Below are 18,166 nucleotides of genomic sequence, written 5' to 3'. Positions count from 1 at the left end.
GAAGTAGTTAGCGAGTGGCGGACCGACATACGCTTTGAAGCGTAGCTGGAAGTTGAGCCTTATAGGCGTCAAATGAAGAACCCCCAGTTTTACTGGGGGGTTCCTTTTTTTCATTCCACCATTTTCCACAATAAAAATTAAAAAAAATTAGAGTTCCACCATTTTCCCACCAAAATTTTATAAATAAAAAAATGTAGATAATGCTATATATAATGTAGAAAAATTTAAAGGTTAGATATTTCCTACATTATATATATACATAATCTACATTATATATAGAATAGAGGTTTAAAAAAATCATACAATACTACACTTCAAATAAAAAATGTAATAAATTTCAATTACCCGCTCAAAAATTGAAATTAAATGCATTAAAAACAAAAGTTTATTCGAAAGTTAAAAAACTACATTGCTCCGACCGTTGGAGCAATGTAGATATAAAATCATATTGTTAATTAAAAAGAACGTAAAAATAGGGACTGAATTCTCAAAAGACCAACCCGCTCACAGGTCTAGAGGATTCAGTCCTCTTTTTTTATTTATTATTATATTGCAGTAAATTTATTAAAAAAAAATATAAACTATTTTAAGGTTAAATATTTAAAATTATTGAAACAAGTTGAGGTGATTTGTAGTATAATATATTATAGATTTTGATAGAATAAATCTATAGATATAGGAAATAATAAGGAGGGCAATTATGAATATAGAACAATTTACAAAAGAGACTCTAAACAGCCTTCAATCAGAATTAAGTAGTGTAATAGAAAGTGTAAGAAAGATAAAATTTAGCGGAAACACTCTATACATAATATCAGATATAGCAAAAGTAAATGATGAAATAAGTCCAGAAATAATAGAAATGATAAAGACTTATATAGTAGCTAAATCTGGAATAAGTTATGGAATAAACATAGTATTTCTAAGTGAAGATGATATAATCGATTTAGGACTTAGAAAAATAGCTGAAATACAGCTATCAAATAACTATCAGAAAGAAGAACAACCAGAAGAAGATGATAGTACAATAGAAGTTAAAAGACCTGAACCTGAAGATGAAAAACCTAAAGAAAAAGAAGAGTATAAAGAAGAAGCAGATATCAATAGAATAGACGCTATGGATGTTTGGAAGGTTATGCTAGGAAGAATACAGGAGTTAATTAGTCCAGCTGTCTACAAAGCGTTATTCAAGGATAGTAAGCAAATAGACTACCAGATGGGAACAGTTGTTGTACGTGTAGGAGATGTAAGAGTTGTACAGATAATGGAAACTCAGTATCTAAGATTTTTACGGGATGTTTCTGAAGACCTATTTGGAGTGAGATTAGGATTTAAATTTGTTGTAGACGATAAAAAAGAAGACGAAACTCCTAAAAAAGAAGATGAGGAGGTATATCCAGCTAGTATGAATGATTTAAACGACTTCTTTACTTTTTTAAATAGTCTTTATAACAAATAAATTTGAAGAATATAAAAAAGATAAAAATCTAAATACAGTTTACATAAAAATTTAAGGTTAAGTAGAGAAAAAGAGAGTACCGAATTTATCAGCAGAGAAGAGGTATTCTCTTTTTCATTTGTAAAAGAAATATAATGATTAATATGAAGTTTTTTAGTAGTGTTTTTGAAGGAAATTTAGATGAATGTTCAAATAATCTTCATTGAATAAAAGCTATTAACTGATATAATTAGTATAAGTAGTAAAAAATAAAGTAAGTAATGAATGTGGAAATATATTTATTAAGAAATGGGGCGAATTATATGGAATTTAACTACAATTTACCAGTCAATATAGTATTTGGACGTGGAAAAGTGAACGAACTAGGAAAAGAAACAGCAAAATACGGTAAAAAAGCACTTATAGTGACAGGTAGATCTAGCTCTAGAAAATCGGGACTTTTAGATAGAGCAGTTGAGCTTTTAGCAAAAGAAGGAATAGAAGGTGCTATATTCAATGAAGTGACACGGAACCCGCTTATATCAACAGTTGAAGAAGGTGCTCGAATAGCAAATGCAGAAAACTGTGACGTTGTAGTTGCTCTTGGTGGAGGAAGTATAATGGATGCTGCTAAGGCAATAGCACTAATGGCTGTAAATGAAGGCGATGTAAGAGAGTATATGTATGGAGAAAAATCTTCTGACAAGGCACTTCCATTAATATTAGTTCCTACAACATCTGGAACAGGAAGTGAAGGTAACTGTTATTCTGTATTAACAGATGATAAGAATAACGATAAAAAATCACTCAGAACACCAGCTATATACGGAAAAGTATCAATAGTAGACCCAGAGCTTATGGTAACCATGCCTAAAAGAGTAAAAGCTTCTGTAATATTTGATGCAGCTGCACATGCAATGGAAGCTGCAGTAAGTAAAAAACGTACACCATTATCAGATGCATATGCACTTTATGCTATGAAGTTAATAGCAGATAACGCAGAAAATGCTGTAAACGACGAAGAAATAAATTATGAAGTATGGGAAAAAATAACTTTAGGAAGTATGTTAGCAGGTATGGCTATAGGATGTTCAAGTTGTGCGCTTCCTCATGCATTAGAACACCCAGCAAGTGGTCTTAAAAACATAGTTCATGGAGAAGGATTAGCAGCACTTACACCTGCAATAGTGGACGCATCTTGGGAAAGTGATCCAGAAAGATACGCAGCTATATCAGTTCTTTTAGGTGGAAATAGTGCATTGGATTGTGCAGATAGTATAAGAGGATTCTTAAAAAGAATAGGATTAGATGTAACATTAAATGACTTAGGAATAGAAGAAAGTGACGTAGATTGGATGGTAGAAAACGCATTTAAAGTATCAATAGGAAATATAAACAATCATCCAAAGGAATTCTCTAAAGAAGAAATAAGAGAAATATATATAAAATCTTTATAATAAATAATAATAGAAAATAGATGGGGCTATTGCAATGAATTGCAGTAGCTCTTTTTTGAATTCTAAATAATTTTTAAAGTTTTGAATAGACCACTTGAATATAATTCGATTATGGTGTATGTTAAGGTATATTCAAGTATTTATTAGTATAATATAATTAAGATAATAGAATCTAATTTAGTATTAGATATTCATACAAACTTGGATGGATATATAAGAAAAGAGGATAATAATGTTTGGATATGTAAAAATAAATAAAATGGATTTGACATTTAGAGAATACGAGCATTACAAAAGCTACTACTGTGGGCTTTGTAAAACTCTAAAGAGAAATCATGGACAGATATCTCGATTTTCTCTAAACTACGACATAACATTTCTGATAGTGCTTTTATCTGCGGTGTACAATCCAGAATCAAAAGTAACAGAAGAAGTGTGTATAGCAAATCCTATAAAAAAGAAAAAGGTACAAGTAAATGAAATAACTGAATACGCAGCCGCTATGAATGTTCTTTTAACTCATTTCAAATTAGAGGACAATGTAAAAGACGATGGTGGAATTAAGGATAAGTTGGCGTATAATGTCTATAAAGGAAGCCTTAAAGAAGCGTATGATAAATACAGAGAAAAAGCCGAATATATAAAAGAATGTTTAGCTGAGCTTGAAAAATTAGAAAAAGAAGAATCAACAGATTTAGATGATGTTTCAAATACATTTGGAAATCTAATGGGAGAAATATTTGCATACAAGAAAGACGAGTTTGAAGATAGACTTAGAGAAATAGGATTTAACATGGGAAAATATATCTACGTTTTAGATGCGTATGAGGATTTGGAGGAAGATATTCAAAAAGGAAGATATAATCCTTTTAAAGGATATGAGCCAAAGAGCGATGAACTAAAGAAGAAAGTAGAGCGAATAATTTCTATGAGTCTTGGAATGCTTGGTAGAAATATAGATATGCTTAAAGTTAAGAGAAATGTCGGTATAATTGAAAATATAATATATTCTGGTGTATACTTGAGATATAAGAACATATTATATGGAGATGGAAAAGATAAAAATGGCGATGTAAGCCATATAAATTAAGCAATAAGATTTATTAAAATATACAAAACTAGTGAAAGGAAAGTGAATATTATGTACGGAGAAGCAATGAATAGAAATGTTTATATCGAGGCTAGAAATTTAATTGCAAATAGAAGATTTGCAGACGCATATAGAATGCTTAAAGAAGTAGTTTCAAGTGATAGAAATGCTGAGTGGTTCTTCCTAACTGGAACTGCTGCAATGAAAATGGGTAGATATGAAGAGGGCGAAGATTATATAAAAAGAGCAAGATTTATGGAGCCAGAAAATAAAGAATATGATGAAGCATATAATCAGTTTAGCTCATATAGGAATAACTACGATGATAGAGCAAGATACTACAATGAAAGTAGAAGATACGACTCAAGTGGATGCTGTCCATGTTGCTGCTGTTGCTGTGGAGACGATTGTGCAGATACTTGTTGCCAGTTATGGTGCTTAGACTCATGCTGTGAATGTATGGGTGGAGATTTTATAAGCTGTTGTTAATTTGTTGAAATTTAAAATTGAAATGGAAGTTTTAATATGGATAATGTAAGTAAAAAAATGGCTTTTGGAGGAATATTATTAGCATTAGAGGCAATATTCTTTATGCTGATAAACTTTGTTCCAATGAATACAATTTTCTTTATGGTGCTAGCATCATTTATATCTTCAATAATTATTATTGAATTTGGAGAAAAGACAGGTACAATTTTTACATTTGCATCTATACTTTTGTCATTTATGATAATAGGAAATAAAGTACAATGGTTTATATATGCGATATCATTTGCACTTTATGGACTTGTAAAATCTCTTATTGAGAGGGGAAGGTCTAGGGGTACAGAATATTGTATCAAGCTTGTATTTGCAAATATCGTGTTTGCTATAATGTATTTTGTGCTAAAGAGCTTTTTAACAGAGGTACAGTATATGTCTGTGCTATTTGTAGGATTAAATGCAACGTTTTTAATTTACGATTTATTCTATAGCCAGTTTATAAGAATGTACGAAAATAAGTTGAGAAAAAATATAAGTAAATACTTAGACTAAAAAAGTGCTGTCGTTATGGCAGCACTTTTTATATTTAAAATATTTGTTTGTTAATCTGATAAATCATCATAAGATAGAACCTGAACATCAGGTTTTAGCTTATAAAGTATATCCTTTCTTTCAACTATTATATCCGCTTTTTCTTTAAGCACAGGATCTTCCCTCAACTTAGATAAAAGCTCATTTGTAGGGTTTATCGCAACAGGATGCCCAACTTTTCTAAGCATATTTATATCTCCATTTGTATCGCCATAAGCGAAAGACTCATCTAAATCTATATCGTATTTTTCAATTAGCTCATTTATTGCTTTATTTTTACTTTCAGAATCCCACATAGGAACTAATTTACCAGAGAATTTACCATCCTCCATTATATATTTACTTCCTAAATAATCTGTAACATTATACTTTTCAGCCATCTTTTTAACTAGGAAGTCAGGACTTCCAGATATAAATATTACTATATCACCATTTTTTAAATGTCTTTCAATTTGAGAGCGTGTGTACTTATAAACTCTGTCAGCCTTAGTCTTTATAACCTGGTCTGCTGCAAAATCAATACTTCTCCAATCGACTCCAGTCAGCGAATCTACATATAAATTACAAACTTCTAAAAGATAGTCGTCATAGTTTCCCTGTCTTTTATCCCAGTTCAAAAAAGTTCCTCTAGCATGATCAATCCAAGTTTTTTCATCTATAATTTCATATTTTATTAGCTTTTTAAAATGTTCTACCATAAGTGAATCTCTGTACAGAGTTCCGTCAATATCGAAAAATGCTGCTATTTTCTTCATAAGCATTACCCCCAATCTTCTGATATATATTTCTACTAGTATACAGCAAATAATTCAAATAGTACAGAAAAATTTGTGTTAATATATAAATATGTAAATAAGAGAAATAATTTGAGAGGAGATAGATTATGGAATTAAAGTTTAATTTTGCAAAAATAACACAATCTAGACTTATGGGAAGTATGGGAATGATAATAGATAGTACAGATGAAAATGGAGATAATATAAAACAGTATTTCCTTTTAGACTCTGAGGGATTAGGACTTTGTGACTATGTAAAACTAATAAACCCATCAGAGAAAAAAGCATATATGGAAGAAGAAAGACTTATGGGGGGTCTTGGATCAGATAGAATAGAAATTTCTGAGGAAGAGGCTAAGTTTTTAATACAGCATTTTGGGAGTAGAAATATAAGATACGGAAAAGAGCTTGCAGGAGAAGTTGAGGATTATATAGATATAATCAACGATTTTAAAAGCGATTTAAATATATACGACTTATATCCAAAGATATGTAAAGAAGTAAAGGAAGAGATAGAGTTTGTAAACTACATGGTTATGAGATTAGTTGCTTGGGATAGAGAAGCACTTACATACTATTCTGAGAGCGAAGAAATAGGAAGTATGCACATAACAAATATAAATGGTGCACTTTTAAAAACAGATGTAACATCAAGAGGAAATGGAAAATATGTTGTTGAAACTATTTACGAAGACAATGATGGATATTATTTCTGTAAAGTTGCACTTAGTATTGAGAAAAATGAAAAAGGATTTAAGTTAAATTCTATGGTTGTTTCTGAGTCTGAGCCTATGTATGATTTTGAGGTGTTTGACGAGATTTCTAAGGAAGAGTTTGTAGATATTTATACGGTTGAAGATGGAGAAGAGTTTGTAGAAAAGTTCTATGAAGATAATCCGTTTGTTCTTAGAAGTGATATGGATGAGGATGCGGTATTCTTTACTAGATTTAATTTTAATAACGACCATGTTAAGCAGAAGTCTTATGTTATAAATAATGATATTAAGGCGATTTATTATTATTTAGATGGGATGTTCTTTGTTGGGACTTATTCTGAGAGAGATAGAAATTATATTAATGGTCTGTTGAAGGTGAATTATAAGGGGTTAGAGTATCAGGATTCGATGTTCTTTGAACAGAATGCGCTGTATGATTTTGTTGAGTCTGGTAATGATGATTTCTATGATTTTTTAGATGAGGAATAAAGTTTAGTTGTTAGAATAAAATAGTATAACAATTCATTGTTATAGAAAAAAGATATAAATATAATAAATGGTATAGAAAAAAACTTTTTGCTATGCCATTTTTTTTAATGTATTATTTAAGGTAATAGCATAAAAATATGCTATTTTTTTAAAAAATAATAAAAAATGAACAAAATTTATCAAGTAGGGAGGAATAAAAATGTTCAAGAAAAAATTATTAGCATTAGTATTAGCATGTACTACAGTGTTCTCAATGGTTGGCTGTAGTTCAAATGAAGCTAAAAAAGAAGAAGCAAAAGAACCAGAAACAAAGAAAGTATTAAGAGTAGGTGTAACAGCAACTTACAATCCTTGGTGTTATAAAGAAGGAGAAGAGATAGTAGGTGTAGATGTTGACATCTTAAAAGAAGTAGCAAAAAGAATGGGAGACTATGAAATACAATTTGAAGTAGCATCATTTGATGGTATGTTTGGACTATTAGATGCAGGAAAAGTTGACACAGTTGCTCAGCAGATAAGTGTTACTCCGGCAAGAGAAGAAAAATATAAATTCTCAGAAATATATGCATACAATCCATATAAATTATCAGTAAGAGCAGATGATGATTCAATAAACTCTGTTGAAGATTTAAAAGGTAAAAGATTTGCTTGTCAGCCAGCAGGATTTGAAAAAGAATTTATAGAAGAATACAAAGAAAAAAATGATCCTAATGATGAAATAGAAGTAGTTATAACAGAAGAACAAAGAGGACTTGTTGTAAATCAGAATAAAGCAGATGCACATTCATATCCAGTTTTATCATTTGATAGAATGATAGAAGAAGGTGGTTTAAATCTTAAACAGGTTGGAGAAAACTTATACGAAGAAAATAATGCGTATCCATTCTTAAAAGATTGTGATGAAGAATTATACAATAAATTTAATGAAGCATTAAAATCAATGAAAGAAGATGGATTCTTAACTAACCTATATAATGAATATTTTGGTATGGATATATCAGAATCTGTAATGAATAAATAAAAATATTATAATAAATAAAAATACTGCTGGAAATATTGTTTCAGCAGTATTTTTGATAAAATAATTAAAAAGGAAGTAAAAACTAAAAATGAATTTTAGATTTGATATTTTTCAAGAAACGCTTTTTGAAATATTACCGTTTATAAAGGTTACTCTTTTTATAGCGGCAATATCATTAGTTATATCATTAATATTAGCGGTAATATTGGCATTGATAGTTGAATATAAAGTGCCAGTATTAAATAAAGTTGTTGCTATATATGTATCGTTTTTTAGAAGCACTCCTATGTTATCACAGTTGTTCTTCTTTTATTTTGCAATAACGCCATTTGTAAGTTTTTTAAGTGAAATGGAACCAATAACAGCACTTATTATAGTAATGTCGATGAATGAAGCGGCATTTATGTCTGAAACCATAAGAGGTGCTTTAAGTTCAATAGATAAAGGACAGAGAGAAGCTGGTTTAAGTATTGGTATGACAGAGCTTCAGGTTATGAGAAGAATAGTAATTCCTCAGGCATTTAGAGTTGCACTTCCAGGATTATCAAACTCATTTATAAGTTTGATTAAGGGATCTTCACTAGGATTTACAATAGGTGTAATTGAATTAATGTCAGAAGCTAAATTAATTTCTTCTAAAAACTTTAGAGTTATGGAAGCTTATGCAGCGGTACTAATCGTTTATTGGGTTGTTATAGCATTATTAACAAAAGGTCAAAAATTATTGGAACAACGTATTAATAAATCTATGGGAGTTAAGTAATATGTTAAAAATAAAAAATTTATCAAAAAGTTTTGGTTCTAATAAAGTATTAAATAATATTTCCTTAGAGGTAAATCAGGGAGATGTTGTAGCTATAATAGGGCCATCAGGAACAGGAAAATCTACTCTATTAAGATGTATTAACTATCTTGAAAAGCCAGATAGTGGAGAAATACAGATAGGTGATTTTAGTACAAATTTTGAACATATAACAAAAGCAGAAATTCATCAACTTAGAAAATATACAAGTATGGTATTCCAGCAGTATAACTTATTTAAAAATAAGACTGTACTACAAAATGTAATGGAAGGTTTAATTATAGTTCAGAAAAAATCAAAAGAAGAAGCTGAAGAAATAGCATCTAAATGTTTAAAACAGGTCGGAATGTATGATAAAAAAGATGCGTATCCATCTACTTTATCAGGAGGACAGCAGCAGAGGGTTGGTATAGCAAGAGCTCTTGCTATAAATCCAGAAGTTATACTTTTTGATGAACCAACATCAGCTCTGGATCCAGAACTAGTACAAGAAGTTTTAAATATAATGAGAGAATTAGCTGAACAGAAAGTTACAATGATTGTAGTAACTCATGAGATGAGATTTGCTAGAGATGTTTCTAACCATGTGATATTCATGAGTGGTGGAGAAATTGTCGAAGAAGGAACTGCGGAAGAGGTTATAGTTAATCCTCAAAAGGATAGAACAAAGAAATTCTTAGCGCAGATAATTTCAGAGTAGATATAAATAATAAATTAAAATATAATAATAATTAGGGATTGTTACATAAAATTTTATAATTAATGTAGTAATCCCTTTTATTAATAAAATCAAAAATTGGGGAGATGAAAAAATGGGCAAATATAATTTTGATGCTTATGTAGAAAGAAGAAATACAAACTGTATAAAATGGGATAACTTAGATAAATCATTTCCTAGAGCAAAAGAAGGAGCTTTACCAATGTGGGTAGCTGATATGGATTTTGAAGTAGCAGCACCTATACTAGAATCAGTACACAAAGTTGTAGACAGAAAAGTATTTGGATACAGTACTAGAGAAGTAGAGAGATTCTACGATGCAATATTAGGATGGTACAAAAGAAGATTTGACTGGGAATTAGACAGAGAATCAATAATGTTTAGTGGTGGTGTAGTTCCAGCAATATCTATATTATTAAGATTATTAACAGAAGAAAATAACGGTGTAATAATACAAAGACCAGTTTACTATCCATTCACAAATAAAATAAAAGAAAATAACAGAAAAGTAGTAAATAACCCATTAATATATAAAGATGGAAAATATACAATGGATTTTGCTGATTTAGAAGAAAAAGCAGCAGATCCTAATAATAAAGTTATGATACTTTGTTCACCTCATAACCCAATAGGTAGAGTATGGACTGAAGAAGAACTCAAAAAAGTTGTTGAAATATGTAAAAAACACAATGTATTCATAATAGCTGATGAAATACACAATGACTTAATAAGAAAAGGATATAAACATATAAACCTACAGAAATTATGCCCAGAATATAAAGAACATATAGTTACTTGTTTAGCTCCAAGTAAGACATTCAACTTAGCAGGAATGCAGATGTCTAATATAATAATAAACACTCCAGAACTTAGAAATGCTTGGAATGTAGAAGTTTCAAGAAGTGGAGCACAGAGTGGACCAAATCCTTTCGCTATAGAAGCTATAATAGCTGCATACAATGAAAGTGAAGATTGGCTAGATGAATTAAACGAATACTTAGATGGAACTGTTGAATACATAAAGAACTTTGTAGAAGAAAATCTTCCAAAAGTTAAAATGATACCAATAGAAGGAACTTATCTAGTATGGCTTGATTTCAATGAATATGGATTAACTGCAGAAGAATTAGAAACAATAATGTTTGAAGAAGCTGGCTTAATATTCGACGAAGGAACTATGTTTGGAGAAGAAGGAAGCGGATTTGAAAGAATAAATATAGCTTGTCCAAGATCAATAGTAGAAGAATGTATGAATAGAATAAAAGTAGCTTTTGAAAATAGATAATATAATTTACAAAAGATAAAATCAGAGGATCAGTAAAAAATACTGGTCCTTTTTTATTGCAGTCAATTAAAAGGAATGAATGTGTATTAGTGAAATGACTTATTACAAGAATATATGAATAATTGTTCATATATTTTTATAAAACCTATTGCAAAAAAATAGTAAGCGGATTATAATGAATATATGAACAGTTATTCATATATTAAAACGTTAAGAAAGGAGAAAAACCTATGAAAAATAAAGAAATAGATTGTTGTACAGAAAAAAAGATACATGAAGAAGTAGTAGACAAAACAAAAAAAGAGATGCCCGATGAAGAGGTGTTAGCAGACTTATCAGATTTATTTAGAGTATTTGGAGATACAACTAGAGTAAAAATAATATTTGCACTATTCTCTAATGAAATGTGTGTATGTGACATAGCAGAACTTCTTGGAATGACTCAGTCAGCGATATCTCATCAGCTTAGAGTACTAAAAAATGCTAGACTAGTAAAATTTAGAAAAGAAGGTAAAACAGTATTCTATTCATTGGACGATGAACATATAAGTGGAATATTAAAATATGGACTAGAACATGTTAAAGAAGAATATGGAAGATAGAAGATATCAACAATAGGCAATTAATGTGTATAAAATAAAGGGATTTTAAGAAAAGGATGTGAATTAAATTGAGTACAAGAATAGATTTTCTACTAGATGGTTTAAATTGTGCACACTGTGCAGAAAAAATAAATGACAAAGTTTCAAAATTAGACTATGTAGAAAATAGCAACATGAATTTTGTGGCAAAAAAATTATCTGTATTTATGGAAAATGAAAGCATAACAGAAGCTAATGTGTCTAAAATAGCAAAGATAATTCATGATACAGAAAGTGGATTGACTGTAAGTCTATTAAAGAACAAAGTGCTTGGGGAAATAAGTTTCGATAACAAGGGAAATATAATTAAGTCAGAGAAAAAAGATGAAATAGATAAAAATAAAGTTATAAGAGTTGATTTTCTATTAAATAATTTAAACTGTGCACATTGTGCGGAAAAGATAAATGATAAAGTTGGAAAATTAGCATATGTAGAAAACAGCAATATGAACTTTGTGGCTAAGAAATTATCTGTATTTGCTAAGGCTAGAGATATTACAAAGCAGCATATGTCTGAAATAGCAAAGATAATACACGAAACAGAAAGTGGATTAACAGTAAGTTTATTAAAAAATAAAGTTGTTGGAGCTTTAGAGTTTGATAATAAGGGAAATATAGTTGAATCTGGAAATACAGCAAGAAATGGAAGAATAGATTTAAACGTACTATATGCAAATAGAAATAATTCAGAAGAACATCATCATGAACACGGTGAAAATTGTGGCTGTGGAGAACATCATTACCACGAGCATAATCATGATGAAGAATGTGGTTGCGGAGAACATCATCATCACGACCACGAACATAGTGAAAGTTGTGGCTGTGGAGGACATCATCATGACCACGACCATGAAGAAATTAAACCTAAAAAGGTTGAAAAACCAAAAGAAAAGAAAGAAATAAACAAAGATCTAATAAAAATTATAATTGGAGTAATAGTATACGCATTTGGAATATATGAAATGGCAGTTGGAAATACAGGTACATTTGGTGTGGTTGTATTTTTAGCAGCATATATTTTAATAGGTGGAGATGTACTTTTAAAAGCTGCAAAGAACCTATTTAGAGGTCAGGTAATGGATGAAAACTTCCTAATGTCGATAGCTACAATAGGTGCAATTGCAATAGGTGAACATTCTGAAGCAGTTGGTGTTATGTTATTCTACAAAATAGGTGAATATTTACAGCAGAAAGCAGTTGGTCAGTCAAGAAAATCAATATCTGCTCTTATGGAAATAAAAGCAGAATTTGCAAACTTAGTTCAGGGTGGAAAAATTATACAGGTAGATCCTGAAGAAGTAGAAGTAGGCGATGTAATAGTAGTTAAACCAGGTGAAAAAGTACCACTAGATGGAATTGTAACAGAAGGTGAAGCAATGCTTGATACTTCTGCAATAACTGGTGAATCTGTACTTAGAAGTGTAAAACCAGGTGAAGAAGTTGTATCAGGAACAATAAATACAAATGCATTAATTTATGTAAGAGTAACTAAAGAATATGGAGAATCTACAGTTGCTAAGATACTTGATATGGTTGAAAATGCAGGAAGTAGAAAATCTCAGACAGAAAACTTTATATCTAAATTCTGTAGATACTATACTCCAATAGTTGTTGGACTAGCATTAGCAGTTGCATTTATACCACCACTAGTTATAGAAGGTGCTGTGTTTAGAGATTGGCTATACAGAGGATTAATATTCTTAGTAGTTTCATGTCCTTGTGCATTAGTATTATCAATACCTCTAAGTTTCTTTGGTGGAATAGGATCTGCGTCTAAAAACGGTATTCTTATAAAGGGAAGTAACTATTTAGAAGCATTAAGAAAAGTAGATACAGTTGTACTTGATAAAACTGGTACTATAACAAAAGGTGTATTTAAAGTTACAGAAATAAATCCTGTTGGAATGTCAGAAGATGAATTATTAAGATTTGCAGCAATTGCAGAAGCGAATTCAAACCATCCAATAGCAAAATCTATAATGGAAAGCTATAATGAAAAATTTGAAGAAGAAGTAAAATTAAGTGAAATAGACAAGTATGAAGAAATAGCAGCGCATGGTATAAAAGTTTTATACAATGGAAAGACAATACTTGCAGGAAGTTCTAAACTTTTAGATAGCGAAAATGTAAAATATGAAAAGATAGATGAAGTTGGAACAACTGTATACGTTGCAGTAGATGGCAAATATGCTGGATGCATAGTAATATCTGATGAGGTTAAGGAAGATAGTAAGAGAGCTATTGCAGAAATGAGAAAAGTTGGTATAACAAATGTTGTAATGCTAACAGGAGATAATGAAGCTGCTGCAGCTAAGATAGCTGAAGAAGTTGGATTAGACAAACATTATTCAGGACTTCTACCTAATCAGAAAGTTGAAATACTTGAAGAAGTAGCAAAAGAAAATAGCACAGGAAATACAGCATTTATAGGAGACGGTATAAATGACGCCCCAGTTTTAGCTAGAGCAGACGTTGGTATAGCTATGGGCGGTGTAGGATCTGATGCAGCAATAGAAGCAAGTGATATAGTATTTATGACAGACGAATTATCTAAATTACCTATAGCAAAGAGAATATCTGAAAAAACAAATAAAATTGTTTGGCAGAATATAGTATTTGCAATGGGTGTAAAAGTAATAGTTATGCTTATGAGTACTGGTGGAGTTGCAAATATGTGGGAAGCAATATTTGCAGATGTAGGTGTTGCATTAATAGCCGTACTTAATGCAATGAGAACTTTAAAAGAATAAATTATTTTTATAGAATCACATAATTTTTTATACAAATTATAGAAATATGATATAGTAAAAATAGTTTAGTAACTTAAAAAATAAAAGTTTAATAAATTAAATATTCTGTAAATAACGTATTCCTAATTTTACTACTGTAAAAAAATTGGTTGTATACATTAAAAAATAAATAAAACAATATTAAAACACACATACTTCCTAAAAATAAAAAGGAAATATGTGTGTTTTTTGAAAATTTCAATAAATTTAGAAAAAATGTTGTAATTACTCAAAATAGATGATATTATTTAAACAGATAGATAAATTGTAATTATAAAATTAATAAAAAATCTATTAGGAACTCTGGAGAGTCTCCAAAAAAGGGGCGCCGAAGGTGTACACAAACTAAGTTTGCAAATCTCTCAGGCAAAAGGACAGAGCAGTAAGGCAGATCAAATTTTTAAGGTCTGTTTGCAAATGTTCTACTCTTATTTTTGGAGCTGATATATCAGCTCTATTTTTATTTCCAAAAAAATAAAAGAAAAGGAGAGTAAAAACATGGAATTATTCTTAGACAATCTATTAGAAGTAGTAGTAGCCGTAAACGGATTCTTATGGAATTTCTTACTACTATTCATCTTATGTGGAGTTGGGATATACTACACATTCAAACTAAAATTTATACAGGTTAGAAAATTTGGAGAGGGCTTCAGATTAGTGTTCGGTAACCTAAAATTAAACGGTGAAAAGAAAGAACACGGTGAAATGACACCTTTCCAGTCATTAGCAACAGCTATAGCAGCTCAGGTTGGTACAGGTAACTTAACTGGTGCAGCTACAGCACTTCTTTCTGGTGGACCAGGGGCTATATTCTGGATGTGGCTTAGTGCATTCTTTGGAATGGCTACGATTTATTCAGAAGCAACTCTTGCTCAGAAATATAAAACAGTTGTAGATGGCGAAGTAACAGGAGGACCTGTATACTACATCAGAGCTGCATTTACAGGAAAATTTGGTAAAGTCTTAGCAGCGACATTCTCAGTATTAATAATATTAGCACTTGGATTTATGGGTAATATGGTTCAGTCAAACTCAATAGGTGCAGCATTCTCAGAAGTTTTTGCAAGTAGAAATATAAATATACCTCCTATAACAGTTGGTTTATTAATAGCTGTAGTAGCAGGATTTGTATTTATAGGTGGAACACAGAGATTAGCATCAGTTGTTGAAAAAATAGTACCTATAATGGCATTTGTATATATAATAGGAAGTTTAGCTTTAATAGGAATGAATATATCAGAAGTTCCTGAAGCTTTCAAAATGATAATAGTTGGAGCATTTAATCCAAAGGCAGTACTTGGTGGTGCAGTTGGTATATCTATAAAAGAAGCTATACGTTACGGTGTAGCAAGAGGATTATTCTCTAATGAAGCTGGTATGGGTTCTACACCTCATGCACATGCAAGAGCAGCAGCTAAAAACCCTCATGAACAGGGATTAACAGCTATGGTTAGTGTATTTATAGATACTTTCATAATACTAAACTTAACAGCATTCTCTATATTAACTAGTGGTGTTTTAGATTCAGGAAAAGAAGGTATAGCACTTACTCAGACAGCTTTCGTAAATACTTTTGGTAGTGGTGGAGATTTATTCATAGCAATATGTTTATTATTCTTCGCATTCTCTACTATACTTGGATGGCATTTCTTCGGACGGATAAACGTAAAATACTTATTCGGACAGAAAGCAGTAAAAATATATTCTTTAATAGTTATATTATTTATAATAGTTGGATCTACATTAAAAGTTGAATTAGTTTGGCAGTTAGCTGACTGTTTCAATGGTCTGATGGTTATACCAAATGCTATAGCATTATTTGCACTTAGTGGCGTAGTAATGGGTATATACAAGAAATATGTAAATGGCGATTCAGATAAAGATGAAAAATAGCATAGAAGTTTATATTTGCTTAGACATAAAATTATAAGTATAAAATTAATCGATTAAAATAATAGGAAAATCGGAATATATTAAGTGAGTTTGTAGTATTGATTTTGGTGGTGCGAAATCAATATGAAATATAAAGTTAAGATTTAAGATTCAAAAAAGAAAACAATGAAAAAGAGGAGGTCGTTTGAAACGAGCTCCTCTTTTTAGTTTGATTTATTCTTCTGAGCCAAACATAGCACATAATTTTTTACCTAATGTGTCACAACATAGTCCTAATATTATTCCAGCTGCTATAGATGGTATTATCATAAAATCACCACCAGCTGCAAATGTAGAGAATGAACCCATGAATGCTCCTGGAACGAATGATATTATACCTATTTTTCCGCCTGCACACATAAGGAATGTAGTTACAAATGTAAATACAAGACCTATCTGAGCAAAGTCTATTTGATTTCCTAAATGAACTGATATTAATGCATAAGCTACACCACTTCCAACACAAGCAAAAGTAAGAGGAAGTGCAGAAACACCTTTTTTAGGACCAGCAAAGTAAGCTGTACATCCTGCAAAACCAGCCCAACCTAAAAGACCTGTTGCATTTGCAATAACCATCCAAATAGTACAAAGAAGAGCTGTTGCAAAAGCTGATAGAGTATTATTAGATAATTTTTTTGACATATATTTCTCCTTATAAAAAAATAGTTGATATATCTTTCGGACATATCAACTAATTATATCAATGGATAGTATAAAATATCAATACAATAATTTATAAAACATAGAAGAATACACATAAGAAGTGGCATAGACTTCCAAGGATTATAAATATATGGAAAATTTCGTGGAAACCGAAATGTTTAAATTCTAAAAACTTTGGCTTAGTAGCGTATATTATAGCACCTATTGTGTAGAAAAGTCCTCCTCCAACAAGTAGCATAAGTCCACTAAATGAAAGTGCGTGGTAAAGAGGCACTACAAGTGCTACAGATACCCAACCCATCGCAATGTATATAATTGTAGAAATCCAACGAGGGCATTTAAACCAAATTAATTTAAAACATACACCTGCTATAGCTGCAATGCTGACTATTGCAAATAAAGCATATCCTCCATTGCCTTTTAATGAAATCATACAAAATGGTGCATATGAACCAGCTATTAATACGAATATCATAGAATGATCTATTTTTCTCAGCCAAGCGATAACTTTATCTGAAGAAATAACCAAATGATATACAGTAGAAGCTGTATATAAAAGAATCATACTTATTCCAAAAATTATCACAGAGGCTATAGCTAATGGAGTAGGCATTACGATAGATGTTTTAATAACTAATGCTAGAAGTCCAATAAAGGACAAAATAGCACCAAATAAGTGAGTGAATCCATTGCCAGGTTCTCTTACATAATTGAAACTCAAAACAATTCCTCCTTTTCAAACAGTTAAATTTAGTCCGTTAATTTAAATTATATTTATTTACATTTGTTATATCGATAAATACATTTTAACGATAATATTTAAAAATACTCAAACGTATAGATATTATTATACTACATATTATATATTTAATGACTTAAATTTACATTCATTTATCCCAAAAGATAATATATTTATTTATAAATATAAATATATCTAATAAAAATATGCTTATAAATGGAGGATAGAGTAGTTGTGCTAAGTAAAAACTCATGAAGAATTGTAGAAATAATAGATATGGAGTTTGAAAGACCAAGAAATATAGATATATTAAGTGATGTAAATTTTATGGAAATAAAGAAAGAACTTTTAAAAAAATTGATATTATAAAAAGTTTTTTAAAAAAATTTGAAAAAAGTGTTGACGTAAAATGTAAAAGCTGATATTATAATACTTGTCCTTGAGAGAGGGCAAGAAAATAAAAAACAAAACGAAAGTTTTAAATGAACTTTGAAAACTGAACAGCAGATATATTTAGTTCGAACAAATAGTTCGAA

The 18,166-nt window shown here is 30.3% G+C and carries 16 protein-coding genes and 1 riboswitch; of the genes, 13 read left to right on the top strand and 3 right to left on the bottom strand.

Going from position 1 to position 18,166, the window contains the following annotated elements; all coding sequences use genetic code 11:
* Positions 1 to 700 precede the first annotated feature (700 nt).
* From ACK2WN_RS10595 to ACK2WN_RS10575, 5 genes are all read left to right on the top strand, one after another.
* The gene (locus ACK2WN_RS10595) at positions 701 to 1,459 is read left to right on the top strand and encodes a hypothetical protein (RefSeq protein WP_300529296.1); all 759 of its coding nucleotides are present in this window, start codon (positions 701 to 703) and stop codon (positions 1,457 to 1,459) included.
* Between the two features lie 302 nt (positions 1,460 to 1,761).
* Positions 1,762 to 2,895, top strand: a complete 1,134-nt coding sequence (locus ACK2WN_RS10590; RefSeq protein WP_416155544.1) for an iron-containing alcohol dehydrogenase — start codon at positions 1,762 to 1,764, stop codon at positions 2,893 to 2,895.
* A 232-nt stretch (positions 2,896 to 3,127) separates the two neighbouring features.
* Positions 3,128 to 3,985, top strand: coding sequence for a DUF5685 family protein (locus ACK2WN_RS10585; RefSeq protein WP_416155543.1), 858 nt, complete (start codon positions 3,128 to 3,130; stop codon positions 3,983 to 3,985).
* A gap of 51 nt (positions 3,986 to 4,036) precedes the next feature.
* Positions 4,037 to 4,474: a tetratricopeptide repeat protein gene (locus ACK2WN_RS10580; RefSeq protein ID WP_118549868.1), complete on the top strand. Its 438-nt coding sequence runs from the start codon at positions 4,037 to 4,039 to the stop codon at positions 4,472 to 4,474.
* A 36-nt stretch (positions 4,475 to 4,510) separates the two neighbouring features.
* Positions 4,511 to 5,020: a DUF2232 domain-containing protein gene (locus tag ACK2WN_RS10575; protein ID WP_416155542.1), complete on the top strand. Its 510-nt coding sequence runs from the start codon at positions 4,511 to 4,513 to the stop codon at positions 5,018 to 5,020.
* Positions 5,021 to 5,070: 50 nt separating this feature from the next.
* Here ACK2WN_RS10575 and ACK2WN_RS10570 read toward each other — a convergent pair whose 3' ends face one another.
* Positions 5,071 to 5,814 (bottom strand): HAD family hydrolase, encoded by a 744-nt coding sequence (locus ACK2WN_RS10570; RefSeq protein ID WP_416155541.1) that lies wholly within the window; start codon positions 5,812 to 5,814, stop codon positions 5,071 to 5,073.
* 128 nt (positions 5,815 to 5,942) lie between these two features.
* Here ACK2WN_RS10570 and ACK2WN_RS10565 point away from each other — a divergent pair, with 128 nt between their 5' ends.
* From ACK2WN_RS10565 to ACK2WN_RS10530, 8 genes are all read left to right on the top strand, one after another.
* Positions 5,943 to 7,040 (top strand): hypothetical protein, encoded by a 1,098-nt coding sequence (locus tag ACK2WN_RS10565; protein WP_416155540.1) that lies wholly within the window; start codon positions 5,943 to 5,945, stop codon positions 7,038 to 7,040.
* 199 nt (positions 7,041 to 7,239) lie between these two features.
* Positions 7,240 to 8,061 carry a transporter substrate-binding domain-containing protein gene (locus tag ACK2WN_RS10560; protein WP_173686046.1) on the top strand — a complete coding sequence of 274 codons (822 nt, stop codon included), beginning with the start codon at positions 7,240 to 7,242 and terminating at the stop codon, positions 8,059 to 8,061.
* Between the two features lie 88 nt (positions 8,062 to 8,149).
* Positions 8,150 to 8,824 carry an amino acid ABC transporter permease gene (locus tag ACK2WN_RS10555; RefSeq protein ID WP_201416651.1) on the top strand — a complete coding sequence of 225 codons (675 nt, stop codon included), beginning with the start codon at positions 8,150 to 8,152 and terminating at the stop codon, positions 8,822 to 8,824.
* Between the two features lies 1 nt (position 8,825).
* Positions 8,826 to 9,563: an amino acid ABC transporter ATP-binding protein gene (locus tag ACK2WN_RS10550; protein WP_416155539.1), complete on the top strand. Its 738-nt coding sequence runs from the start codon at positions 8,826 to 8,828 to the stop codon at positions 9,561 to 9,563.
* Between the two features lie 112 nt (positions 9,564 to 9,675).
* Complete coding sequence (locus ACK2WN_RS10545) at positions 9,676 to 10,866, top strand: MalY/PatB family protein (RefSeq protein WP_416155538.1); 1,191 nt, start codon at positions 9,676 to 9,678, stop codon at positions 10,864 to 10,866.
* 230 nt (positions 10,867 to 11,096) lie between these two features.
* Entirely contained in the window at positions 11,097 to 11,468 is a 372-nt protein-coding gene (locus tag ACK2WN_RS10540; RefSeq protein WP_300531097.1) for an ArsR/SmtB family transcription factor, read from the top strand.
* A 68-nt stretch (positions 11,469 to 11,536) separates the two neighbouring features.
* A complete protein-coding gene (locus tag ACK2WN_RS10535; protein ID WP_416155537.1) occupies positions 11,537 to 14,257 on the top strand; it encodes a heavy metal translocating P-type ATPase in 2,721 nt (906 codons plus the stop codon).
* A 332-nt stretch (positions 14,258 to 14,589) separates the two neighbouring features.
* Positions 14,590 to 14,684: riboswitch (glycine riboswitch) on the top strand.
* A 110-nt stretch (positions 14,685 to 14,794) separates the two neighbouring features.
* Positions 14,795 to 16,189 (top strand): alanine/glycine:cation symporter family protein, encoded by a 1,395-nt coding sequence (locus ACK2WN_RS10530; RefSeq protein WP_416155536.1) that lies wholly within the window; start codon positions 14,795 to 14,797, stop codon positions 16,187 to 16,189.
* 213 nt (positions 16,190 to 16,402) lie between these two features.
* Here the strand turns inward: ACK2WN_RS10530 and ACK2WN_RS10525 are convergent, their stop codons facing one another.
* Both ACK2WN_RS10525 and trhA read right to left on the bottom strand, forming a co-directional pair.
* Positions 16,403 to 16,870 carry a DUF1097 domain-containing protein gene (locus tag ACK2WN_RS10525; protein ID WP_300531107.1) on the bottom strand — a complete coding sequence of 156 codons (468 nt, stop codon included), beginning with the start codon at positions 16,868 to 16,870 and terminating at the stop codon, positions 16,403 to 16,405.
* Between the two features lie 91 nt (positions 16,871 to 16,961).
* Entirely contained in the window at positions 16,962 to 17,612 is a 651-nt protein-coding gene (trhA, locus tag ACK2WN_RS10520; RefSeq protein WP_300531110.1) for a PAQR family membrane homeostasis protein TrhA, read from the bottom strand.
* Positions 17,613 to 18,166: the final 554 nt, after the last annotated feature.

The sequence above is a fragment of the Peptacetobacter sp. AB800 genome (genome assembly GCF_047807365.1).
GTDB lineage: Bacteria > Bacillota > Clostridia > Peptostreptococcales > Peptostreptococcaceae > Peptacetobacter.
This window is presented reverse-complemented; position numbering and strand designations above follow the sequence as displayed.